Genomic DNA, 24194 nt, shown 5'->3' with positions numbered 1-24194 from the left:
ATTTAAGTTGCGAAAATACTATTGTTTCGAATTGAAGTGCGAAAGCTACAGCTTGATTATTCGGTTTCTGTTTGTGACCGTGACTTTTAATAGCTTGATAGGGGGTGTAGCAAAACAGCCAATTATGGTTAATTCTATTTTATTCATTGTTAATTGGCGGTGCGGACGTATTTTCGCAGTTCAAAATTAGTGTTATGGCTACATCCAAGACGGCTGCGAGTGCAGCAAAGGGATCAAAGACTGAGTTTTCTAAAGAAACCTACCTTTTCTGGTACGAAAGCATGCAATTGATGCGCAAATTCGAAGAGAAGGCTGGCCAATTATATGGTATGCAGAAAATTAAAGGCTTTTGTCACTTATATATAGGACAAGAGGCTTGTGCAGCAGGTGCAGTTAGTGCCCTTGAAAAAGGTGATAAGTATATTACTGCTTACCGCGATCACGCCCATCCATTGGCATTGGGTACCAGTGCAAATGCGGTAATGGCTGAATTGTATGGCAAGGAAACAGGCGTTTCGAAAGGAAAAGGCGGTTCAATGCATATTTTTGATGTTGCCAACCATTTTTATGGCGGTCATGGTATTGTAGGAGGCCAGGTGCCACTTGGTGCAGGTCTTGCCTTTGCAGAGAAATATAATAAGACAGGTAAACTTTGTATCTGTTATATGGGCGATGGCGCTGTGCGTCAGGGTGCCTTTCACGAAGCGTTGAATCAGGCTATGTTGTGGAAAATTCCTGTGATTTTTGTTATCGAAAATAACGGTTACGCTATGGGTACCTCCGTAAAGCGTAGTTCAAATGTAACTGATCTTTCTACGTTGGGTGAATCGTATGATATGCCATCTGAAGCAGTTGACGGCATGAGTGTTGAAGCTGTACATAAATCAGTGGCCAGAGCAGCAGAAAGAGCAAGGGCTGGAGAAGGACCAACTTTATTGGAATTCAGAACTTACCGTTACAAGGGACATTCAATGTCTGACCCTCAAAAATACCGCACAAAAGAAGAAGTAGAGGAATACAAGAGACAAGACCCTATTGAGCAGGTGCGTGAAAGCATTTTAACAAACAAATTTGCTACTGAGAAAGATTTGGAAGCTATTGATGCCAAAATAATGGCTACAGTAGAAGAATCTGTTCGTTTTGCGGAGGAATCTAAATTCCCCGATCCGGCTGAAGCTTTAACCGATGTTTATGAGCAAAAGGACTATCCTTTTATTTTTGGTTAAAAAGGCAATTTGTTTAAAAAGCAGTAATTAGTACTTTTGCGTCCCGCTTATCAAAGCGGGACTATTTTTTTATCAAAATGGCAAAGAAAGACGAAAACAAAAACGTACTCGAGAACTCAGAAGTTCTGGAAGAAAAAGTAATAGGTTTTGAACATTGGATTGAAAGCAACTCCAAACTTGTTTTTGGCATTTTGGGTGCCTTAGTTATTGCGGTTGGCGGTTACTTCGGTTTCCGTTACTATGCTGACAGTCAAAACGAACTTGCTCAAAAAGAAATGTTTCAGGCAATACACTACTTTGAAGCCGACAGCTTAAACCTGGCTTTAAATGGTGATGGTAATAACCTAGGTTTTATTGACATCATTAATGACTACGGTATTACAGAGGCTGCTAACCTTGCGCATTACTATGCAGGTGTAAGTTATCTGAAGCAAGGAAAGTTTGATGCTGCTGTTCTCTATCTGCAAGATTTTAGCTCTAATGATTTATTGGTGCAACCACGTGCGTACAGTCTTTTAGGCGATGCCCACATGGAATTGCAACAGTATGAAGAAGCTGCTAAAAATTACGGTAAAGCTTCTACTTATAAGCCAAACAAATTTTTTACACCAGCTTACTTGATGAAGCAAGGTTTGGCATATGAGAAGCTGAACAATAACGAAAAGGCTATTGAAGCTTACGACAGAATTATTAATGAGTTTTTTGAATCACCTGAGTACCAAAACGCAAGAAAGTACAAGGCTAAGTTGCAGAGTAACTCATAATCAGAAATTATTTTATATTTAAAGGACAGTGGAAGCTGTCCTTTTTTGTTTCTAACCACACAATGATTTTTAAGCATGGCGGGCACCCTTACATCCGGAAAAATTAAAACCAAACGCAACCTTAGCAAAACTAAAGTTGCCATTGTGGTAGCTGAGTGGAATGAAGATATTACAGGAGCTTTGTATGAAGGCGCTTATCAATCCTTGTTGGCGCACGGTATAAAGAAGCAAAATATTATCCGCAAGAATGTACCGGGTACTTTTGAACTAACGCTTGGCTCTTTGTGGATGGCGGAGCAAAAAGATGTACAAGCAGTGATTGCTTTGGGTTGTGTTATACAGGGTGACACCCCTCACTTCGATTATATCTGCCAAGCGGTAGCTTATGGAATTACTGAGGTCAATATTAAAACAAAAAAGCCAGTGATATTTGGTGTACTTACCACACTTAATAAAAAGCAAGCGCTTGAGCGTGCCGGTGGTAAATTAGGTAATAAAGGAGAAGAGGCTGCACTAACAGCATTAAAGATGCTGGACTTCTAGCGCAACCTCTACTTCAGTATTAGTTATTGCCTTTGCTTTTGATAAAACTTTTTAACTCTTCTTTTTCAGACTGAAATATTAAATCATCAACCAGTAGATAGTAGTTCTTTTTATCGGGACACTTATCGTATAATTTTTTTAGCAGGTCTGGTTTTCTTGCTGCCTGACTAATCTCTGTAAACATTTTTTTGATCTGACTTACCTTAAAGCAATGGTCTATGGCTAAGGTTTCAATAAGACTAATACGCTCATGATCGAAGAATTTATCTTGTACTTTCTTTAGCACTTTTTGAAAATCTGCATCGCTTTCTTCACAAGCTGGCGCTGGTGGGGCCAGGTAAAAAGAAGCATATTTCAACCACTCTTCCCGAAGTTTAGTGTCTAGAAAAAGTTGTGCCCCTAATCTGTATGCTTCCTGATCGTACACTCTAGGGAAAATTTTAATCAGCACCTTTAGCTTAGTTTCTTCTAATCGGAAGGTGGAAATTAATTTCATTGCTTGTGCAAAATCAAAACATGCAGTTTCAACAGCATTTACTACGACTACTTCTTTAGCCTCTTCGGTTGGCTGGTAAAAAGCATTATTGGCAGTTCTTCGAAATATTTCCTCATTTGCAACAGGTCCGTTACAGCCCTTTACTCCTGCATAACGAATACTAGACGGGTAATTGTATCTAGGGAAAGTTAGCACTTGCTCTATAGGTAAAGGTGGATTAACTGGTACTGTAACTGCAGGTTCTTTTTTAACAGGAGCTTTGATTATGTCGTATAAACGGAAGGCGTAAGACAGGTTAGTAAAAGCATCCATCACCTCATAGAAATTAGCGGGATCAGATGTGCGTTTAAAGGCTGTCGTGGAAAAAATAAGACGAGGTTGATCTTCTGAAAAAAGTTGCGCCATTGTCTTAACCTGTGCCGATACCAAACACTTGTCTTTGATAAACAATAAAGCCACATCAAGTTTTTTCGCATTCGTTCCTTGTATGGCTACTTGATTAAATCCTTCCTGAAAAGAACTTTTATCAATTGGATTTGTGCAATCCTGAGCAAAGGCTTCAAGGCCAAGTATCAGCAACATAAATAAAATGAGAGCTCTCATAGGTTTAAGGGTTTGGTCGAAGACTAAGTACGTGATTTTAATTTCCGCAACATAATATGAGTTTGGACTTTCAAGTAAGGTGCCAAATACCTTATTAAATAATTCAACCTTAAAGTACTTGCCCACATTCTACCACGAAATGGTGTTTGAGCCATTAAAACTCAATTATATCCGAATAAATAACAAATATACCGATAAGCCAAATACCTGAAAATTAAGGTCTTGTTTCAGCCTTTAAAACGACCTAGACTTACTTTATAAATCTTCAAGCGGTCAATTTAAGGCTGACACCCTGAAGTCGAGTATGTGCAAGCAAAAATCGACATGAAATAAATAAGTAGCTGAGTGAGCCGAAAATCAAAAGAGTAGGCATTAAACCTAAACAACCATCACTATGAATTTAGTAAGGACCTATTTAAGGCCAATCGCATTTCTTATGAGTTTGGCAATGATCATTTCAAGCTGTTCTTCGCTTGACTCTACTGTGTCACCTGAAGTTTCTCAATTTTCTGGTAAAGAAATTTTTGAAGGTGTTTTTTTCTCATCTAATTCTTTCGCTCAAAAAATTAATTCATATAAAGAAAATGTAGCTGGGCTTGAAGGCATGTCTACTAAGCAAAGAGCTGAATTTGATAAAACGCTCTCTGAATTAACAACCTCTATTGAACAAAACAACCCACAATTCTTTGAAAATTTTAAGGGCGAAATTCTATCCAAAGATCATCTTAGAATTAAAAAAGCAATCATAAGTGGAGGTAAGGAGCTTTATACTCATTTGGAAATTCTTTACCCAAATGCATACAAGGTTGTTGACAAGGTAAAAGAAGATTTTGTGAGTGGTGAAATTAAAACAGATGGTCAGCTTGACAGAAATAAACTTGAGTCAAAATCTGAAGAGTATCTTGAGTTGTTAGATCATAATATGATTACTTCTGAATCTGGAAGAGAAGCTGCTTGTAGCTTTGTTCTTGTTTGCGTTGCATACTTTGTCTTGGCTGTCCATAATCAAGTTGCTGTAACCTTTAACGTTGCAGCCGCCATTACCGTAGCTGTTGCCGTTGCAGCAACTGTTACTGTAACCGTCACTGAAGAAGAAGTCGCCCAGGTTGAAAGAATAAATGGAGTAAATGCAGAAGATCTACTTGTCTTCGAAATTCTTGTAAATGATTTAGCGACCTTAACTGATTAATATTTTGTTTCAGTACAAGTATTCAATAACCTTCTTGATCGGATTAATCTGTATAACAGCACTGTTATCTATTGTTTTCTTTTCTGTTATTAAGTTTAATCCGGTTCAAGATGGTTTTGTGAGGCGGATGGTCTTTGCGGTTGTTCCGCAAGGGTGGTCATTCTTCACTAGAAGCCCTCGTGAAGCGCAGACCGTTATTTATGAAATAATAGATGATGAGTTAACTCTTGTTGATCATCGTCATTCAAGCTTCAGGCATTTTATCGGTTTAAATAGACGGGCCTCAGTTGTTATGTCTGAGATGCAAATAGCACGTGCTGAACTACCCGATAGCATTTTTATGACTACTGAATGGAATTATCAAGCTGGAATTACTGGAAAATACCCTGTTGCCTCATCTAAAGAAGTCGAGAATAAGTTATTCAAGCCACTCCTTTGCGGGGAATTTCTATTGGTTTTTCAGGAGCCTGTACCTTGGGCATGGAGTAAATCTCTATCAAAAATTAAAATGCCTGCAAAGGCTGCACGAATAACTCTTACATGCCATGATAAAAAGTAAACTGGATAATTTTGAAAGTTTTATTAGAAGATTATCCAAAAAATACGATCCTCACACAAATGTAATTGGTTTAGGGAGATCAATATTAGCAATTGGTACATTACTTACTTTACTTACTAATCCAACTCATTATCTCTTCAACAAGTCAACAGAGGGCGTCTACTTTAATCCATTACTGAACACAGATCAGTTTACACTCAACAAACTAAATTTTTTTCTGCTGCTTGGTGCTGATCACGCTTACCTCATGCAGATAGCAGCGATTGTAATCCTTATTGTTGTTGTCTCAGGCTACTTCATTAAGGTTACCTCTGTTTTACATTGGTGGATTGCTGTTAGTTTTATGCTTTCTTCTTCTTTATTGGATGGTGGCGATCAAATTGCCGCGATAATGTCATTACTGTTAATCCCAATTTGCATAACTGATACGAGAAAAAATCATTGGGAGGTTTCGACAAAAAGAGAATCAGCTTCTAATGTTTTGGCAATTATGGCTGTTTGGCTCATTCGTATTCAAGTTGCCATTATTTACCTTGATGCGGCAACTGGTAAATTTCCTGTAACTGAATGGGCAAATGGAACAGCTCTTTACTATTGGCTCAATCACTCCGTCTTCGGAATTCAAAGCGGATTAACACCATTACTTAACCCAGTATTGAGTAATAAATTTTTAGAGCCCATACTTACTTATAGCGTGCTTATTCTGGAGCTATTACTTTTTACTTCAATATTTGCTTCTGTTAGATTCAGAAAAAGGATACTTCCTATTGCCATAAGCTTTCATTTATTTATAATAATCTTTCATGGTATTTTCTCGTTCTTTTTTTCTATCGTTTGTGGTTTAGTATTGTATTTGTATCCGACATATCATGACTTAAAGTTTAAAGCGCTTACATTGAAAATAAAAAAGGCGTCATGATAAGTAGGTGGCTTTTTATATTCTCTTATCTAATTACAATAACTATAACCATAATTGTTATCACATTAAGATTTGAGCTATTGGCAAATTCTATAGAAGTTATAATTCTTCTTTCTTTACTTTTAATTATCAATTTATCACTCTACATGTTGTCGCTCAGGCCATCGAAGTTAGCTTATCCCATACTTATAAATGAAGAGAATAAAAAAACAGCATACAAAAGGGTTAAAATTTTATTATCGGGAATTTCATTTTTTATATCAACCTTATTCTTCGTATTAATATTTCAAAAAATAAATCAATCAGATTTTAACATCCCAGATTGGGCCTTAACAAGCTACATCATTCTTTTGTCTATATTACCTCTATTTGCAATCAGGTATTTTGTAAAATAAAACTGCCTTCTGTTTATGTCAGAAGGCAGTTTATCCGAGACAACAGATTCTCTGATTTACATATTCTTAACAATTTCTTGTGCAAATTCTGAGCACTTCAGCATAGTTGCGCCTTCCATTTGTCTGTGGAAGTCGTAAGTTACACGCTTTGATGCAATAGCTTTTTCCAAACCTCTGCTGATCAAGTCAGCGGCTTCTTGCCAACCCATATACTCCAACATCATCACACCAGAAAGAATTACAGATCCGGGATTAACTTTATCCTGACCAGCATACTTAGGTGCAGTTCCGTGTGTTGCTTCAAAAATTGCGTGACCAGTTATGTAATTGATGTTTGCACCCGGAGCGATACCAATACCACCTACCTGTGCTGCCAATGCATCACTCAAATAGTCACCGTTTAAGTTTAGTGTTGCAATCACATCGAAATCTTCAGGGCGTGTTAATACCTGCTGAAGTGTGATGTCTGCAATAGAATCTTTGATAATTATTTTGCCAGCTGCAATGGCCGCCTTTTGTTCTTCATTAGCGGCAGCTTCACCTTTTTCTTTCTTTGTTTTCTCCCACTTGTTCCAAGTGTAAACCTTATCTCCAAAGTATTGCTCTGCAACGGCATATCCCCAATCGCGGAAAGCACCTTCGGTAAATTTCATGATGTTACCCTTATGCACAAGCGTTACTGATTTCTGATTGTGTTTGATTGCGTAAGCAATTGCACTGTGAATTAAACGCGTACTACCGCTCAAGCTTACTGGTTTGATACCAATACCTACGTTTACATCAGTCTTTACATCTGTTGCACCCACCATCTTCCAGAAATCTTCTGATTTCTCTTTGGTGTTGAAGCGGATTTTGTTAAACTCTTTAGGGAATTCTTTTGCTATAAAGTCTAGTACTTTTTGTGCTTCAGGTGTACCTGCCGCAAATTCAATACCTGCATAAATATCTTCAGTGTTTTCGCGGAAGATAACCATGTCAACAGCACCTGGATTTTTTACAGGAGAAGGAACACCTTCGTACCAACGTACCGGGCGTAAACAAACATACAAATCGAGGATTTGACGAAGTGCTACATTTAGTGAGCGTATACCACCACCAACGGGTGTGGTTAACGGGCCTTTAATACCTACTAAATATTCACGGAAAATATCCAACGTTTCATCTGGCAACCAGTTTCCAGTTTTATTAAATGCCTTCTCTCCTGCTAGTACTTCTTTCCAGTTGATTTTTCTTTTTCCATTGTAGGCTTTCTCAACTGCTTTATCAAATACTAGTTGAGAAGCTGGCCAAATATCTACACCAGTACCATCTCCTTCAATAAAAGGAATGGTTGGGTTTTCAGGCACATTAAGTTTACCGTTGCTAATGCTGATTTTCTGATCGCTCATGGCTATAAAATTTGAATATTGACTAGGGTAATTTCAGGGCTCGAAAATAGTGATTCCATCTCTGCTATCAAATCCGTTGGAGTACTTGTCCTCTGTGGGCATCTAATTTTAAGAGAATAAACAGCATAATTGTAAAGCCCCATAAAGAGGAGCCTCCATAGCTAAAAAAGGGCAATGGTATACCAATTACAGGGAAAAGGCCGACCGTCATGCCAATATTAACTGCAAAGTGGAAAAGCATAATGGATAATGTTGCATAGGCAAATACCCTGGTGAACCTATTTTTTTGTCGCTCTGCAATAAAAATTATGCGGAACATAAGCACCACCCATAGCCCTATGGTTACCAGGCTTCCTACCCAGCCATGCTCTTCGCCAATGGTACAGAAAATGAAGTCAGTGCTTTGTTCTGGTACAAAATCAAATTTAGTTTGGGTGCCCTTTAAAAATCCTTTGCCAAAAAGTCCTCCACTACCGATCGCAATTTTTGATTGCGTTACATTCCATCCATAACCTAAGGGGTCTGCATCAGGATTGATAAGGGCTTTTACACGATTTTGCTGGTGAGGTTTTAAAACATTGTCCACCACATAATCTACACTCTGCAACAAACCAATTACGAGCAGCGCGCCTATTGTTAATACCGCGAGTCGTTTAAATTTTTTTCTGCGTGAGAAGAAGATGAGAACTGCCCATATTACACCTATGCCCGCATAGAGATAAATATTATTCTCAACTAACAGAGCCAGCACAAAAATGATAGCGCAGGCTATACCGACAATAATGAGAAAAGGTGACATACCTTCTCTATAAAATACAATTAAGAAAGATGTGAAAACCAAAGCTGTACCTGTATCCTTTTGCAGTAAGATCAATAGCATAGGAACAACAATCATAACAAAAAGTACAAATTGATTTCGTAGGTTGTCCATGCGGAATCCAATAGTGCCTACAAACTTGGCTACCGCCAATGCTGTAGCAAACTTGGCAAACTCTGAAGGCTGAACACCAAAACTGCCTATACCTAGCCAGGCTTTATTCCCACCCACCTCTTTACCAATAATTGGCACCAGTATTAAAAGAAAAAGTATTACGCCATAAATGATGTACGCGAACGTATCATAAAATCTCATGTCAATAATGAGAATGGCGATAATGATGATAATGCATGCAGCCATGAATAATAGCTGCCTGCCAGGGCTCAAGGAAATATCAAAAATAGATTGACGAATGGTTTCGTCATATACCGAAGCGTAAATGTTCAACCAGCCCAATAGTACTAGTGCCGCGTATAACATTACTGTTACCCAGTCCATTTGTGCCGGTATGTGTTCGTTCCTACTCAATTATAAAAAATCACCTCGTAAAACATAATCTTCAATGTGCTTACGTTGAGTAGCACCCAATAAATATTTTTCAATAATCAAACTGGCAATAGAAGCTGCGGCACGCGCACCTTGTCCTGCATCTTCAACATAAACAGATACTGCAATTTTCGGATTGTCTCTTGGCGCAAAGGCAATAAATACTGAGTGATCAGCCATGGGTGGGTTATTCTCGACTGTTCCAGTTTTACCACAGACAATAATATCTTTTAGACTTGCTCTGTACTGACCTGTACCACCCTGTACCACGTTTTGCATTGCATCTACAGCAACAATAAAATAGGATGTGTCTATGGTTGTATAATGTTTATCCAAATATTGCGGGAGTGGCTTACCGCCATCGCCTATTGATTTTACTAAATGAGGTGTGTAAAAGTAGCCACGATTAGCAACTGTTGCAGCAAAGTTTGCCATCTGCAATGGCACTACCAGATTTTCTCCTTCGCCAATTGCAATTGAATAAATATTTGAGAATTTCCAAGGTCGACCTCCGTAAGCTCTATCATAGAAGTTACTATTTGGAACCAAACCGCTTTTTTCATTAGGAAGGTCTATGCCTAGGGGAGAACCAAAACCAAAACTTCTGATGTGTTTACTCCACTCATCTAAACCAATACGTGTATCTTCAAAAGGATCGTTTACTTTTCCTTTATTCAGCATTCTGCGAAGCACATTATGGAAATAGGGATTGCAAGAGTGGGTAATGGCTCCGCGTAGGTCTTCATTGGAATGTGCTCCATGGCAGTTAATAATTGAACGGTTACATACCACACGAGTTTCAGGGGTAATAACACCTTCTTGCAAAGCCACCATTGCTTGTGCAATTTTAAAAATGGAGCCTGGCCGATATTGCGCCATGAGCGGACGATTGAATAAGGGCTTGCTTGTGTCGCTGCTAATGAATTTAAAGTTGGCACTGTAATATTTTCCTGATAACATATTAGGGTCGTAAGATGGCCCTGACACAAAAGCCAATATTTCTCCCGTTGCAGGTTCAATGGCCACAATACTTCCTGATTTTCCTTGCATCAAAAACTCGCCATACAACTGAAGATCAAGATCTATTGTTGTTGTTAGGTTTTGACCAGGAATCGAGACAGTATCAAGCTCTCCATCTTTAAAGGAGCCTTTATCAATTCCATCAACATCGCGCATCTTATAACGCACGCCTCGTTGACCGCTTAAGTATTTCTCGTAGTACGCTTCAATGCCACTTTGTCCAATATAGTCTCCTTGTTTGTAAACTCTTGTACTGTCTTTGCCAAGCTGGTTTTTACTGATTTCGCTTACATAGCCCAAGGCATTTGCAAATGCTGACGTAGTGTAAGAGCGTGTAGATCTAGCCTGAATGTAGAAGCCATCAAAATCATCTAGACGATCCTGAATGCGGGCAAAATCATCATTTGATAGTTTTGTTAAGAAAGTAGTGAGCTTTACTCGCGAATACTCTTTTTTCTTTTTTAATTCTTTAAATGCTGTTCGGAGCTCTTCTCGTGTAAGTCTGAAAACTTTGCAAAATTCCGCTGAGTCCAGGTTTTTTATCTCTTTATATATAACCTGTAAATCATACTCAGGTGTGTTATACACCAATAGCTTTCCGTTGCGGTCGTAAATTAAACCCCGAACCGGATAATCAACCTGACGAAGAATGGCATTACTATCTGCCAGTTTCTCGTATTTATTGTCCAGTACCTGAATGGCAAATAGCTTAATAAGAAATACCAGTGCGATCAGTATGACCAGAACCTGAATAATATCTTTTCTGCCTTCGTTCATATCTCCATTCCTATCTCGAGAAAAGTAATTGTGCTATTACTAACGCTGCTAAAGTAAAAAGCGTACTCATCACAACCTTAAATAAAGTAAACCAGAAATACATTGCACCGCCTGCTTCAACAAAAAATAAAACAAGATGATGCACAAAGACTAATGGCAAAGCATAAACAATAAACCATTGAACTCCGTTCACAGCTAGCGTTGGCATTGAATTTCTGTCATACCCTCCCTGTGGTGTTATTCTGTTCAACCAATAGCCACGCAGGTAGACCATAAACACTGAAGACATGGCGTGAAGGCCAACACTGTCGTAAAAGATATCAATACCAAGCCCCATTGCGAAAGCAATCGCCATCAATATAAGGGGATTGGTTTCCACTGGAAATGTTAGCAGATAAAGCAAATAGATAAAGCAAAATGCTGTATGAAAGAGCACCACATTTTTAAACAGCAATACCTGCACTAATAGTAAAAAGAAAAAAGATATGACCTTTATAATGTTAAAACTCATTTTTCGTCAATCAATTGTTCTAATTCATCCTGCTCCTCCCTCAGGTTACTCTTCACTACTGCTACGTAGCTGAGTTTTCTAAAATCCTGAGAAAGTTTAACGCGTAAATCATAAAATAGTGCTTCGTCTTTCAAATCAACCTTGTCGATAGTACCGACCATTAAGCCGTCCGGATAAATTGAATTATAACCTGAGGTTACAACTGTGTCGCCAACTTGAGGCTGGACATGGCGTGGTACGTATAACAAGTTTACATTTTCAGTGTTGGCACCATCCCATTGCACCGTGCCAAAATGACTTGTTCGTTTTAACTGAACAGAGGTTAACACGTCAATATTTAAAAGTGAAGTAACAACACTGAAATTATCAGACACTACTTTTACCTTACCGACAATTCCATCAGCACTAATAACAGCCATACCAGGGGTTATACCATCCTTTTTGCCCTTATTAAGGGTTAAGTGATTTTTGAATTGATGCACAGAGTTGTTGATAACCCTGGCACTTAAAAAATCAAAGCGATTAATTAATACAGGATCATTAATTTCTCTGACATTCAGTGTATACAGGCTTTGATTTCGTTGCTCTAGCTTTCTTTTTAAGTATGCATTTTCTTCTGATAGCCTTTGGTTGGTCTCGCGCAGCGATAAGAAGTCCCTAAAGTTTTGAGATGTATTGTTAATCGTAGCAGCCAAACCATTTGCTGAGTTAAAAAACTTAGCGCCTTGGTACTGGTTGTTTTGTACCAACAGCCACACACAGATAATCTGGAAAACCAAAAAGGTAAAAAAGGAACGGTATTGGTAAATGAAAAGGAAAAGTCTTTCCATATTACTTTGCTAACTTTGTTATATCTGTCATTTTACTTTTTCCAAGCGGTATTGTTTCATGTATGTATAGCCTTTCAGTATACAATGGAATCAACTCATCAATACAGTACGGAAATGGTGTAAATTCTTAAGTGCAGCACCAGTGCCTCTAACAACAGCACGCAAAGGATCGTCTGCAATGTGAATGGGGAGTTTCGTCTTCAGGGCCAAACGTTTGTCAAGACCTCTCAGCAGTGCTCCTCCACCAGTTAAGTAGATGCCTCGCTCGTAAATATCTGCTGACAATTCTGGTGGTGCCGTTTCCAACGCTTTCAACACTGCCTCTTCTAATTTAGATACAGACTTGTCTAAGGCGAAAGCAATTTCAGAATATGAAACTTTAATAGTTTTTGGAATACCGGTCATTAAGTCACGACCACGGATTTCATAATCATCTGGTCCGTCATCCAGTTCAGTTAAAGCCGATCCTACCTCAATCTTTACACGTTCAGCAGAACGTTCACCAATCAACAAATTGTGCTGGCGTCTCATGTAGTCAAGAATATCTCTGTTAAAAGTATCACCCGCTACGCGGATGGACTGGTCGCAAACAATGCCTGAAAGCGCAATTACGGCAATATCAGTGGTGCCTCCACCAATATCTACAATCATATTTCCAAGGGGTTGTTCAATATCAATACCCACACCGATGGCCGCAGCAATGGGTTCATAAATCATGTACACTTCTTTTGCCCCAGCATGTTCAGCAGAGTCGCGAACAGCCCGTTTCTCAACTTCAGTGATTCCGGAAGGAATACAGATAACCATACGGTATGAAGGTGGAAAAATACGTTTACCCGTATCAATCATTTTAATCAGACCGCGAATCATCATCTCTGCCGCCTGGAAATCGGCAATTACGCCTTCTTTTAGTGGACGAGTAGTTTTAATATGATCGTGGGTCTTCTCATGCATCTGCATCGCCTCTCTTCCAATGGCCAGCACTTTCTGGGTGCGCTTGTCCATCGCTATAATCGATGGTTCATCGACAACGATTTTGTCTTTGTAGATAATCAGTGTATTGGCAGTGCCTAAGTCAATGGCTATATCACTGGTGAAGAAATCAAAAAGTGCCATGTAGTAATGATGTATTAATAATTATGCAAAAGAAACAGCTATCCGAAATTTACCAAAATATAATTCGAAAGTTCTTTATCACGTAAGTTAATATTAGAAATAACAGAAAGCTAAGGTCTCTCTTTCAGTGAGCGTACCTTAACCCTTAGTGCTTAAAGTGTCTGATGCCTGTAAACACCATTGCCATCTGGTGGCGGTTGCAGAAGTTGATGGAATCTTGATCACGCACAGAACCTCCTGGTTGAATGACAGCAGTGATGCCGTGTTGTTGGGCAATCTCTACACAATCTGCAAAGGGGAAGAAAGCGTCCGAAGCCATAACAGAACCTTTCACATCAAAATTAAAGGCTTTCGCTTTGTCCAGGGCTTGCTTCAGGGCGTCAACGCGCGATGTCTGACCTACGCCACTTGCCAGCAACTGACCATCTACAGCAAGCACAATGGTGTTCGACTTAGTATGTTTTGCCACTTTGCTGGCAAAAAGGAGCGCTTTTATTTCTGGCGTTGAAGGTGCTCGCTCGGTCACAACTTTCAAATCTGACTCAGCGTCTGTTTTTAGATCTAAATCTTGAGCAATAACTCCGTTCAGTAAGGTTTTAAACTGCTTAGTTCCTTGCAACTTGGTTTTCTGGAGCAACAACATACGGTTCTTCTTCGATTTCAAAAGCTCGAGTGCTTCCGCTGAATATGCGGGGGCGATCAAAATTTCAAAAAAGAGCTTATTGATTTCTTCAGCTGCTGCCAGATCAATAGTAGTATTGGTTGCTAACACACCACCAAAGGCGGAAGTTGTATCTGCCTGATAGGCTTTAAGGTAGGCATCTTTAACCGTTGGCGCAGTTGCCACACCACAGGCATTGGTATGCTTAATGATGACAAAAGCTTTCTCCCCATCAAATTCTTGCACCAGATTTACGGCAGCATCAACATCTACCAGGTTATTGTACGATAATTCTTTACCGTTCAATTGTTCAAACATGGCATCTAAATCGCCATAGAAAGCTCCTTGTTGATGTGGATTTTCTCCATAACGCAGTGTTCGTCCTTGTCTTATACTTTTCTTAAAGCCCGGTAATTGCTGCTCGTTATTGAAGTATTCGAAAATTGCAGCATCGTAATGAGAAGTGACATCGAAAGCCATGGCCGCGAAGCGTTTGCGGTCCAAAAGAGACGGTGCACAATTACTTTGTTGTAACACTGTGAGCAATCCGGCATATTGCTCGCGCGAAGAAACGATTAATGTGTCGTTGAAATTTTTTGCACCGGCACGAATCAGAGAAATACCTCCGATGTCAATCTTTTCAATGATATCGTCCTCAGTTGCTCCACTAGCTACAGTCTCCTCAAAAGGATAAAGGTCAACAATAACAAGATCTAAAGGCCCAATGTGGTGCTCTTTAGCCTGAGCGACATCGCCTGCATGGTCTCTCCGATAGAGAATGCCTCCGAAAACTGCAGGGTGCAAGGTTTTAACACGTCCTCCAAAAATGGAGGGATAGCCAGTCAGTGTCTCAACAGCTGTTACTTTGTATCCCAATTTCTCGATAAACTCCTGTGTACCCCCTGTTGAAACAAACTCAACATTATTTTTAGCTAACTCATGAATGATTGGTTCAAGGTTGTCCTTATAAAATACAGAGATAAGAGCACGGGTAATTTTGCGATTCATAGGCGGGAAATTTGTCGCAAAGCTAATCAGGATTTGATTAATGCGCATAGCTTATCAGGATTTACAGGATTTTAAGATTAGCAAGATTGATTTGTGCGCTTCGCGCATCAGGATAGACAGGATTTAAGGATTGGCAAGATGGAGGTTTGTGCAGGGCGCATCAAAATTTACAGAATTAAAGGATGGGCAGGATTTGGCTAGGTGCTATCCATGCCAACATAGGCTGGAATAAAATCCTGAAAATCCTCCAATCAATAAAATCCTGATCTACTTACGATTGGCCAGATAAACACCCATAGTTATAGCCGTCATACCAATAAAATGACCAATGCCTAGTGCTTCGCCATCAAATAATCCCCAGCCTACTGCCACAATAGGCATGATGTAAGTAACTGAGCTTGCAAAGATAGGTGTGCTTATTTTCACCAAACGGTTGAATAAAAAAGTAGCGATGGCCGTGCTCATAATGCCTAGCAACACAATGAAGCCTGCTGCTCTCCAGGCACCATCAATCGTTTGCAATTTGATTGTGAAGTCAGAGAGACCAAATAAATAAACTATTGCCAAAGGGCCAATCATTAGCAAGGAACCGCTAGTGATGGTGAGTGCTTTAAGATCGGTTATTTTATATTTAATGAAATTGAGATTAGCTCCGTAAAAAATACAGGCTATTAAGATCAACAAGGCATATACATTCAAGCTCCCAATTTCCCCACCTGTTCTGGCAAACATCAATACTACACCTCCTAAAAATCCTAATATTATACCGACAATGGCGAGGTTCTTGAATTTTTGTTTAAAGATGAAAGCGCCAATAAGTAAAGTGAAGATAGGTGTAAGCGTATTGAGTATGCCTGCAACTGAGCTCTCCATGTTGGTTTGCGCTGTGGCGAATAGAAAAGCAGGGATAAAAATACCCATCAAACCAGATAGCAATAGTTTCCAATAGTGATCGCGGGTGAGCTCTTTAAATCGGATTAGTGCTGCGGGAAGTAGAAATAAAGCTGCCGCTGTTACACGCAAAGCACCAACTTCATCAGGTGCAAAAACTTTTAGTCCTTGTTTGATGAGGATAAATGATGTGCCCCAAATAAGTGCCAGGAAAATTAGTAAGAAGATAGCTGTTGAGCGAGGGGTTTCTGACATAATCGGCTTTCGTTCATACCTAACGGCTATGCGAATGAACAGTTGTAAAGATTGAGAAAGCTTTTGCTATTTCAAACCGGAATTTTGCTAAAATTCTTGTTTTATATGAATAGGTTACAAAACAGACAAGGAAGTACTAAACTCAACTGCGTTAACCAACTCATCTAATATTTCATGAACTGCTTCTGCTGTGGGAGCTTCAACCAAACGGGTTCTGTAAGGCTTGATGTCTTGCATTCCCTTAAAATAGTTGGTGTAGTGTCTGCGCATCTCAAAGACACCAAGTTTTGGTCCCTTCCAGCGGATGGAAAAATCCAGGTGTTGCTTGGCTACTTTAACACGCTCATTTAAATCAGGTGCAATCAGCATTTCACCTGTTGCCAGGAAATGTTTGATCTCATTAAAAATCCAGGGGTAACCAATAGAAGCGCGACCAATCATCAGACCATCTACTCCATATCGGTTTTTATACTCTAAAGCTTTTTGCGGTGTATCAATGTCTCCGTTACCAAAGATGGGGATATGCATGCGTGGATTCTCCTTGACTTTAGCGATTAGTGTCCAGTCTGCTGAGCCTTTATACATTTGTACCCTGGTACGACCATGAATACTTAACGCCTTTATGCCAATATCCTGAAGACGTTCGGCAACTTCTACAATATTTTTGGTTTGCTCATCCCATCCCAAACGTGTTTTAACAGTCACCGGCAAGTGAGTACTCTTCACTACCTCCTCTGTCATTCTCACCATTTTTGGAATGTCTTGCAGCAAAGCCGCACCTGCTCCTTTACAGGCAACTGCTTTTACAGGACATCCGTAATTAATATCGATCAGATCCGGTCGTGCAGCAGTTGCTATTTCGGCTGCCTCTCGCATGCTGTCTACATTACCACCAAAAAGTTGGATGCCAATAGGGCGTTCATATTCAAAAATATCGAGTTTCTGGCGGCTCTTGGCGGCATCACGAATGAGGCCTTCAGAAGAAATAAATTCGGTGTACATTAAATCGGCACCATTCTGCTTACAAACAGCACGGAAAGGCGGATCACTCACATCCTCCATGGGTGCTAGCAACAAGGGAAATTCTGCTATTTCTATGTTTCCGATTTTTACCATTCTAAATTTGAAAACAGACCTGTCTGGTCTTATTACCTATATTAGTGCGCAAATTTACGAAAACCTTTGTGGATGGAGAGAAGTTCCGGCTCAACACAGCCAATTATTGAAATTAACATACTATTAGTCCTCGTGGCGGTTTTAGCAGGCTTTATTGTTGTTGGTCCGCTGATTGGTATTCTGATCGCCCTACCTTTTTACGAGGGTAGTATTATGGATTTTATGTCGGCCCTCAGCGACCCCATCAGCAATCCAGGGGTTAAAATTCCCTTCTATATTGTTCAGGGGTGCTCTACATTGTTTGGCCTTATTATCGTTCCTGCTTTATTAGTTGTCGCCAAGCGACAACCGCTAATAAAATTAATGAGTGTGCCGAATACACAACTCACTGCCTATTTGATAGTAGCTTTTTCCACTATTTCCTTCATGTTGGTCAACTCTCCTTTTATTGAATGGAATGCCAACCTGACATTTCCTGAATTTATGAAAGGTTTTGAGGAATGGGCCAAGACACGCGAGGAATATGCCGGAGAAGTAACAAGCTTTTTAACAACCTTTTCTAATAGAGGCGAATTAATACTGGCGCTATTTGTCATCGCTGTACTCCCTGCCTTTGGAGAAGAATTGGTTTTCAGGGGATTGCTTCAGCCACAATTGAATAAGCATACTGGAAACATTCATGCAGCCATTTGGATCACTGCCATTCTTTTCAGCGCCATGCACATGCAGTTTTATGGCTTTGTCCCACGCATGCTGTTGGGTGGGTTGTTCGGTTATTTATACTATTGGTCTGGAAATTTGTGGGTTGCTATACTTGCCCACTTTGTTAACAACGGGTTCTCTGTATTAATGCTCTATCTCTACCAACAAAAGGTAAGCGAATTAGATATGAATAGTACAGAATCAGCACCATGGCCCGTTGTGGCAGGCGCTGCCATGATTAGCTTTGCGCTTTTATATATTTTTAAGAAACAAGTTTCAAACACCACCCCTGCGTGACAGCTCTACAGAAATATAATAACCTAACACAACGTATCATTACTGGTATACTTGGATCAGCGGCCGTAATAACTGGCGTATGTTATAGCGAGTGGACTTACTTCGCTTTATTCTTTGCTTTGTGCGGATTGGCAATGTTTGAATTCTACAAACTAGTTGGATTAGATGGCATGATTCCTCAAAAGACTTTAGGAATCGTGATTGGACTGTCTATTTTTTCTCTTACTTTTTTTATTGAACATGGTACAGTCGATCCTAAATTCTTCTTTCTGATTTTTCCGATGGCTTCTATTGTTTTCATGATTAAGCTCTACAAAAAGTTTGAGCGAAAACCTTTCACCAACATTGCCTTTACTTTTCTGGGTATTTTTTACATAGCCACTCCGCTATCGCTGATGAGTATTGCGGCATATGAAAATGGCTCTTATAACTTCGAAATTATTTTAGGTTCATTGCTAATTCTATGGGCGAGTGATACTGGTGCATATTTTGCAGGCACCTATTTTGGAAAAAGAAAACTTTTTGAACGCATCTCTCCCAAAAAATCGTGGGAAGGTTTTTTTGGTGGAGCAGCGCTTGCTTTGGTCATCACTTTTATTTTCACCCAGTACTTCCATTCTTTAGCCAGCTATCATTGGTATGTAATAGCTGTGCTGATTATTGTTGGCGGTACTTTTGGAGATCTGATTGAATCGCTTCTAAAAAGAAGCATAGAAATTAAAGACTCAGGCACAGTGTTACCAGGGCATGGTGGTTTTCTAGACCGTTTTGATGGTTTATTGATCTCTGCCCCTTTTATAGTGGCTTATCTGGAGATTTTTTGAAAACTGTTGTTTGCCCCAGATTTCACTGATCTGCACATCTAAATAGCTGGATTTTGCGTGATGCCACGCGTAGTAAAAGCTGGCATTTGAAACTGATCATCCCATATTTACTTAAGCTTTTCCGTTAAGTTTTGTAACTTAACAGCATGAAGTCGGGCATTCGTGAATCCCGTATATACGAGGTGTGGAGATAACCAGATTTCATGCCTTCATACCGTAACACAATTCCGATATGCAGGCATTTGCCCCATAATTAAAAATATTTTCAGATGAAGACACTCACTATTGATAACTCCAAAGTCTGGACAGTAGAGGATTATCTCTTACTGGGTGAGATGTCTACGCCATGTCAACTAATCGATGGAGATTTAATTATGAGTCCTGCACCTACCCCAAATCATCAAAGAATATCTCGTAGAATTTTTAATTTTCTTTCAAAATTTGCGCAGGAGCTTGATGAGGTTTTCTATGCTCCTATTGATCTATACATCGATAAAAAAAACGTTCTTCAGCCCGATTTACTTTTTATTTCTAAAGAAAACAAAGACATCATTACTCATCGTGGTATTGAAGGTGTACCTGACTTAATCGTTGAGATTATCTCGCCATCCAATATTTTTACTGATAGAAATAAAAAGAAGAAGATATACCAACAAATTGGCGTGAAGGAATTTTGGATTGTTGACCCTGCCAATAAAACACTTGAGATCTATAGCAAGAGCCAAACAGACCTTGATACACCAAGTCTTTTTCTGGTAGGGGAAGGCGAAGTGCGCTCAGCAGTATTACCTGAACTTTCTTTTAACCTTCAGGATATTTTTTAACTGCCACACAACTCTAACTCAACACGACTAATCTTTAAACTCACTGGTAAAGTGGAAACTGATGTCTGGGAAATTGTCCTGCACCATTTGTAACCAGGCTCTCGACTCTGCCATAAAAACCAACTTATCATCTTTATCACGCGCCATGTGACGTTGCTTGGAGTCTATAAACTCTTGAAGTTTTTTGGGATCCTTACTACTAATCCAGCAAGCTTTGTACAGGTTTTGTGACTGAAATTGTACAGTAGCTCCATATTCGTTTTTTAAACGAAACTGAATTACTTCAAACTGGAGTTGACCTACAACACCCACTACTTTTCTATTACCCAACTCATAGGAAAAAAGCTGAGCAACACCTTCTTCCATTAACTGAAGCAATCCTTTTTCAAGTTGCTTAGTTTTCATGGCGTCCATGTTAATTACCTCTTTAAAAATTTCAGGTGAGAAACTGGGTATACCAGTATACATTAACTTCTCTCCTTCTGTTAGCGTATCGCCAATTTTTAAGTTACCAGTATCGAAGAGACCAACGATATCTCCCGGCCAAGCTTCGTCTACTGTTTCGCGGTCTTGTGCCATGAAGGCTGTAGCGTTAGAAAAACGTATGCCTTTTTCCTGACGCACATGGGTGTAATTCGCGCCTCGCTCAAATTTGCCTGAGCACACACGCAAGAAAGCAATGCGGTTTCTGTGCTTCGGATCCATGTTGGCGTGTATCTTGAAGATAAACCCGGTGAATTTATTTTCATCGGGTTTAACAATCCGTAAAGTCGTGGCGCGTGGAATGGGTGGTGGTGCCAGACGGATGAAAGAATCTAATAATTCTTTTACACCAAAGTTATTAACTGCGCTACCAAAAAAAACTGGCGCAACTTTCCCTTCTAAATATTCATTTACATCGAAGTCAGGATATACGCCTTCTATAAGCTCAACGTCTGCTCTGAGTTGTTTTGCATTGGTATCGCCAACTAACCTGTCCAGTTCTGTATCGTTGATGTCTTTAATCTCTAGGCCTTCTTGCACTGTTTGTTTGCTGCCAGTGAACAGGTGGAGACTTTTTTCGTAAAGATTATAGACACCCTTAAAATTCTTACCCATGTTGATGGGCCAGCTTAGCGGACGAACCTTAATGGAAAGTTTTTCCTCCACTTCATCCAGCAGCTCAAAAGGATCACGGCCCTCACGGTCGAGTTTGTTAATGAAACAGATCACAGGTGTATTGCGCATACGGCATACCTCCATCAACTTTTCTGTTTGAATTTCCACACCCTTTACGCAGTCGATAACCATGATTACACTATCTACAGCTGTTAGCGTGCGGTAAGTATCTTCAGCAAAATCCTGGTGACCGGGTGTATCGAGTAGATTGATTTTAATATTTTTATAATTAAAACCCATTACAGAGGTAGCCACAGAAATACCGCGTTGTTTTTCTATTTCCATCCAGTCGGAACGGGCGTGGTCTTTAATCTTAGATGATTTTACGGCTCCAGCCTTTTGAATGGCTCCACCAAACAACAGTAATTTTTCTGTTAAAGTGGTTTTACCAGCATCGGGGTGACTGATGATACCGAAAGTTCTGCGTTTGGCTATTTGTTGATCGAGTGTCATTCTATTTCAATAAAGAAGGCGCAAAAGTACGGAAATCGAACTACTTAGGTAATAGGATTCTCAGTTATCGTGAGGAATGAATTTCTTCAGTCAGATTTTTCTTCAAAAACCTCTTTAATCCCATATCCAGAAGAAATGGTTTGTGCAGACACAAACCATGGATAGGGAGGCTGTAGGTCGCATTGCAAATTGTAACTCAATTATTCTGATAGACGTTAGTGCTAAAAACTAAAAGCATGAAATACCTGATAATAGGTTTAGCGAGTTTTATCTCTTTTACAGCTCCAGCACAGTCTGTTGTAGACTCAGTTAAAGATGTGACGACTGAAGTATACTCGATGATCGTGGTAAATAGATATTATGAGAGAGGAACGATTAATGGTTCAATTCAGACTTACTTTCCGACTATGGTCGCCCCCATCCTTCAAAAAAATAACACCGCAGTAAGTTTCAATGTAAACTTATTAAATGCACTGAACAAACATGCGGAAGAAGGCTGGTCGTTAGTTACTGTTGAAGCTAAGGATTTGAAATCGTACTCTAACCATACGGAAGCCTCGGGTGGTTGGACAGACAATAGTTTAGTCAACAGTGAGACAATCTATCTTTTTAGAAAAATCAGATAGTTGTTCCATCCAGAATTGTTAGAAAACGAAATGCTATTAAGAACCTGAACAATAGATTGGTAATTCGCTGGCAGGAAAGCTGTCAACTTTGTTCTTACTGTTTTTTCTTCTGGCCAGGTGCTGTACTTTTTCCGCCTTTCTTCTGCTGACCTGGCGCATATGGCGCGGCTGACTTACTGCCTGTTAACTTTTTCATTTGTCCGGGGGGTAAATTCCCAGACTTTTTTGATACAACGGTAGATTTTGAACAACTAGTCGTTGCGATCAAAACTAGAGCAATCAGTGTAAGACTTATAAAACGTTTCATCAGTATTTTTTTTCAAACACAAAGCTGTACTAAATGGCTGGATGAAAATATGTTAAAGCGAGGTAAACCTTACTTCTTCGCTGAAGTGTAGTGTGGTGAGATAACTGACTGGCTACCGGAAATAGTTAATCTCATTTATCTTCCTGATATTATTGACTAGTAAGTTGGATTACCTCTTCTTTGTCAAAAGTTCAGCCCTAAGCTAACTCTTATGTTGATTTTATAGCATTCCTTGTCAGCTTAGCTTTTAATAGTAGGCTTCATGTGTTCTTCATCAGATTTTCCCGAATTCCTATTATCTGCCAGACACATACCTGGTACTTGTCTTATGCCATTATTGCCTTTGAAGTGATTATCCCAATAATGATTCTGATACCCACTGTGCGAAAATACAGTTTACAAATTGCCCCTTTCCTATTAATTTTTTTTACTATGTTTATCTTAAGTAAAGAAATAGATTCATCCAGCGAACCTTGCATGTGTGGTGGCATATTGGAATCGTTAAAGATACGCCAGCATATTGTATTCAATCTTTTTTATTGCTATTTCAACAGGAGTGCCCTTCAAAGAAGAAAATAAGGCGACAGCATGATTAAACCAATATAATTGATTCTAAAAAGCAAAACGGTTCTCTTTTATTTAATACCCAAACACTTTATGAAACGCTTCTTACATTTATTGTTTGTCTTCCTTTCAGTTGTCTGCTATGGACAAGGATTTAACAACAGCCAAAGTTTTGATGACACAGACCTCCGCTTTCTCTTTTCAAAGAACGGTATTGAGGCTTTTAAATTTCCCTTTACATCCACTACCAAAAAGAGTATGAACATTGTGGTTGAGGAATATTCAAATAAGCAGTTGAAGAAAATCATTAACTTTTACGATGATTTCAAACCACTGATGAAGCTTTTTGATGAGCCTCTGACTCATTTTTTTCCACCGCTCCAAGATAGCATTGCCCAAGTGGTGCGTTTCTATTTAACCAATAAAAAAAGTGGCCTGTCTGTAACAATCAAGACTAGCACGATTGAGCGTGAATACAAGTTTTCTTTTAGGGTTGAGAAACTGACTCAATCCCGAGCTTTTGATTACATACCTAATAATCTTTCCAAACGGGAGCCGCTCTTAGTTTATTATGGAAATAAGAATACCAGTCTGATTGCCTGCCCCGGAGATGCTTCAGTGGCTAGCATCGTTAGCATGTACGATCACGTACTCATTTTTTATGCCGAGATCTTAGACCTGCATTGATATAACTTACTCTCTTTTAATGTGTGATAACCGATTTGATTTCCCCCCTGCTTAAGCAAGACAATCTATTTACCTTCAAAATACACTAGCCCTACTGACGCACTCATGCAGGTAGGTCAAAA

23 protein-coding genes are annotated in these 24194 nt (G+C 39.5%); 12 read left to right on the top strand and 11 right to left on the bottom strand.

The annotated features are described in order from the left end of the window. Positions 1-194: 194 nt before the first annotated feature. The 3 genes from pdhA (at position 195) to ribH (ending at position 2533) form a co-directional block, all read left to right on the top strand. Positions 195-1226: a pyruvate dehydrogenase (acetyl-transferring) E1 component subunit alpha gene (gene pdhA, locus SanaruYs_RS11690; protein ID WP_127122744.1), complete on the top strand. Its 1032-nt coding sequence runs from the start codon at positions 195-197 to the stop codon at positions 1224-1226. A 77-nt stretch (positions 1227-1303) separates the two neighbouring features. Continuing rightward, positions 1304-1990 carry a tetratricopeptide repeat protein gene (locus SanaruYs_RS11685; RefSeq protein WP_127122743.1) on the top strand — a complete coding sequence of 229 codons (687 nt, stop codon included), beginning with the start codon at positions 1304-1306 and terminating at the stop codon, positions 1988-1990. A gap of 75 nt (positions 1991-2065) precedes the next feature. Further along, positions 2066-2533: a 6,7-dimethyl-8-ribityllumazine synthase gene (ribH, locus tag SanaruYs_RS11680; protein WP_127122742.1), complete on the top strand. Its 468-nt coding sequence runs from the start codon at positions 2066-2068 to the stop codon at positions 2531-2533. A 19-nt stretch (positions 2534-2552) separates the two neighbouring features. Here the strand turns inward: ribH and SanaruYs_RS11675 are convergent, their stop codons facing one another. Further along, positions 2553-3632: a DUF4476 domain-containing protein gene (locus SanaruYs_RS11675; RefSeq protein WP_127122741.1), complete on the bottom strand. Its 1080-nt coding sequence runs from the start codon at positions 3630-3632 to the stop codon at positions 2553-2555. 436 nt (positions 3633-4068) lie between these two features. Here SanaruYs_RS11675 and SanaruYs_RS11670 point away from each other — a divergent pair, with 436 nt between their 5' ends. Genes SanaruYs_RS11670 through SanaruYs_RS11660 form a run of 3 tightly spaced genes read left to right on the top strand, consistent with a single transcriptional unit; the run spans position 4069 to position 6299 of the window. Further along, entirely contained in the window at positions 4069-4821 is a 753-nt protein-coding gene (locus SanaruYs_RS11670; RefSeq protein ID WP_148115045.1) for a sporulation delaying protein family toxin, read from the top strand. 34 nt (positions 4822-4855) lie between these two features. Further along, entirely contained in the window at positions 4856-5380 is a 525-nt protein-coding gene (locus tag SanaruYs_RS11665; RefSeq protein ID WP_160118648.1) for an SdpA family antimicrobial peptide system protein, read from the top strand. Next, positions 5367-6299: a sporulation-delaying protein SdpB family protein gene (locus SanaruYs_RS11660; RefSeq protein ID WP_127122738.1), complete on the top strand. Its 933-nt coding sequence runs from the start codon at positions 5367-5369 to the stop codon at positions 6297-6299. The genes SanaruYs_RS11665 and SanaruYs_RS11660 overlap by 14 nt, the downstream gene beginning before the upstream one ends. A 451-nt stretch (positions 6300-6750) precedes the next feature. Here SanaruYs_RS11660 and icd read toward each other — a convergent pair whose 3' ends face one another. The 9 genes from icd to dusB form a co-directional block, all read right to left on the bottom strand. Next, on the bottom strand, positions 6751-8082 hold the full coding sequence (icd, locus tag SanaruYs_RS11655) for an NADP-dependent isocitrate dehydrogenase (RefSeq protein WP_127122737.1): 1332 nt from the start codon (positions 8080-8082) through the stop codon (positions 6751-6753). Positions 8083-8149: 67 nt separating this feature from the next. Further along, positions 8150-9397 carry a rod shape-determining protein RodA gene (gene rodA, locus SanaruYs_RS11650; protein WP_127122736.1) on the bottom strand — a complete coding sequence of 416 codons (1248 nt, stop codon included), beginning with the start codon at positions 9395-9397 and terminating at the stop codon, positions 8150-8152. Between the two features lie 30 nt (positions 9398-9427). Then, positions 9428-11242 (bottom strand): penicillin-binding protein 2, encoded by a 1815-nt coding sequence (gene mrdA, locus SanaruYs_RS11645; protein ID WP_127122735.1) that lies wholly within the window; start codon positions 11240-11242, stop codon positions 9428-9430. A gap of 10 nt (positions 11243-11252) precedes the next feature. Then, positions 11253-11753 carry a Rod shape-determining protein MreD gene (locus SanaruYs_RS11640; RefSeq protein ID WP_127122734.1) on the bottom strand — a complete coding sequence of 167 codons (501 nt, stop codon included), beginning with the start codon at positions 11751-11753 and terminating at the stop codon, positions 11253-11255. After that, positions 11750-12583, bottom strand: a complete 834-nt coding sequence (gene mreC / locus SanaruYs_RS11635; protein WP_127122733.1) for a rod shape-determining protein MreC — start codon at positions 12581-12583, stop codon at positions 11750-11752. Before mreC ends, SanaruYs_RS11640 begins: the two co-directional genes overlap by 4 nt. Positions 12584-12673: 90 nt before the next feature. Further along, entirely contained in the window at positions 12674-13699 is a 1026-nt protein-coding gene (locus SanaruYs_RS11630) for a rod shape-determining protein (protein ID WP_127122732.1), read from the bottom strand. Between the two features lie 145 nt (positions 13700-13844). Next, entirely contained in the window at positions 13845-15368 is a 1524-nt protein-coding gene (gene purH / locus SanaruYs_RS11625) for a bifunctional phosphoribosylaminoimidazolecarboxamide formyltransferase/IMP cyclohydrolase (protein WP_127122731.1), read from the bottom strand. 267 nt (positions 15369-15635) lie between these two features. After that, positions 15636-16514, bottom strand: a complete 879-nt coding sequence (locus SanaruYs_RS11620; RefSeq protein WP_127122730.1) for a DMT family transporter — start codon at positions 16512-16514, stop codon at positions 15636-15638. Between the two features lie 114 nt (positions 16515-16628). Next, positions 16629-17630, bottom strand: coding sequence for a tRNA dihydrouridine synthase DusB (gene dusB, locus SanaruYs_RS11615; protein WP_127122729.1), 1002 nt, complete (start codon positions 17628-17630; stop codon positions 16629-16631). Between the two features lie 72 nt (positions 17631-17702). On the opposite strand from dusB, the gene SanaruYs_RS11610 reads away from it, so the two are divergent. The 3 genes from SanaruYs_RS11610 (at position 17703) to SanaruYs_RS11600 (ending at position 20277) form a co-directional block, all read left to right on the top strand. Continuing rightward, complete coding sequence (locus tag SanaruYs_RS11610) at positions 17703-18629, top strand: CPBP family intramembrane glutamic endopeptidase (RefSeq protein ID WP_127122728.1); 927 nt, start codon at positions 17703-17705, stop codon at positions 18627-18629. Continuing rightward, entirely contained in the window at positions 18626-19453 is an 828-nt protein-coding gene (locus SanaruYs_RS11605) for a phosphatidate cytidylyltransferase (RefSeq protein WP_246011902.1), read from the top strand. Before SanaruYs_RS11610 ends, SanaruYs_RS11605 begins: the two co-directional genes overlap by 4 nt. Positions 19454-19722: 269 nt before the next feature. Next, on the top strand, positions 19723-20277 hold the full coding sequence (locus SanaruYs_RS11600; protein WP_127122727.1) for a Uma2 family endonuclease: 555 nt from the start codon (positions 19723-19725) through the stop codon (positions 20275-20277). A gap of 27 nt (positions 20278-20304) precedes the next feature. Here SanaruYs_RS11600 and SanaruYs_RS11595 read toward each other — a convergent pair whose 3' ends face one another. Then, positions 20305-21888, bottom strand: coding sequence for a peptide chain release factor 3 (locus SanaruYs_RS11595; RefSeq protein ID WP_127122726.1), 1584 nt, complete (start codon positions 21886-21888; stop codon positions 20305-20307). Positions 21889-22124: 236 nt separating this feature from the next. Here SanaruYs_RS11595 and SanaruYs_RS11590 point away from each other — a divergent pair, with 236 nt between their 5' ends. The 3 genes from SanaruYs_RS11590 (at position 22125) to SanaruYs_RS11580 (ending at position 24072) form a co-directional block, all read left to right on the top strand. After that, complete coding sequence (locus tag SanaruYs_RS11590; RefSeq protein WP_127122725.1) at positions 22125-22514, top strand: hypothetical protein; 390 nt, start codon at positions 22125-22127, stop codon at positions 22512-22514. Positions 22515-23085: 571 nt separating this feature from the next. Then, entirely contained in the window at positions 23086-23400 is a 315-nt protein-coding gene (locus tag SanaruYs_RS20500) for a MauE/DoxX family redox-associated membrane protein (RefSeq protein WP_502697144.1), read from the top strand. Positions 23401-23478: 78 nt separating this feature from the next. Continuing rightward, positions 23479-24072: a hypothetical protein gene (locus SanaruYs_RS11580; RefSeq protein ID WP_127122723.1), complete on the top strand. Its 594-nt coding sequence runs from the start codon at positions 23479-23481 to the stop codon at positions 24070-24072. The last annotated feature ends 122 nt before the right edge of the window (positions 24073-24194 follow it).

It is taken from the genome of Chryseotalea sanaruensis (assembly GCF_003990915.1).
GTDB lineage: Bacteria > Bacteroidota > Bacteroidia > Cytophagales > Cyclobacteriaceae > Chryseotalea > Chryseotalea sanaruensis.
The sequence above is the reverse complement of the archived record's forward strand: the minus strand, read 5'-3'. Positions and strand labels throughout refer to the sequence as shown.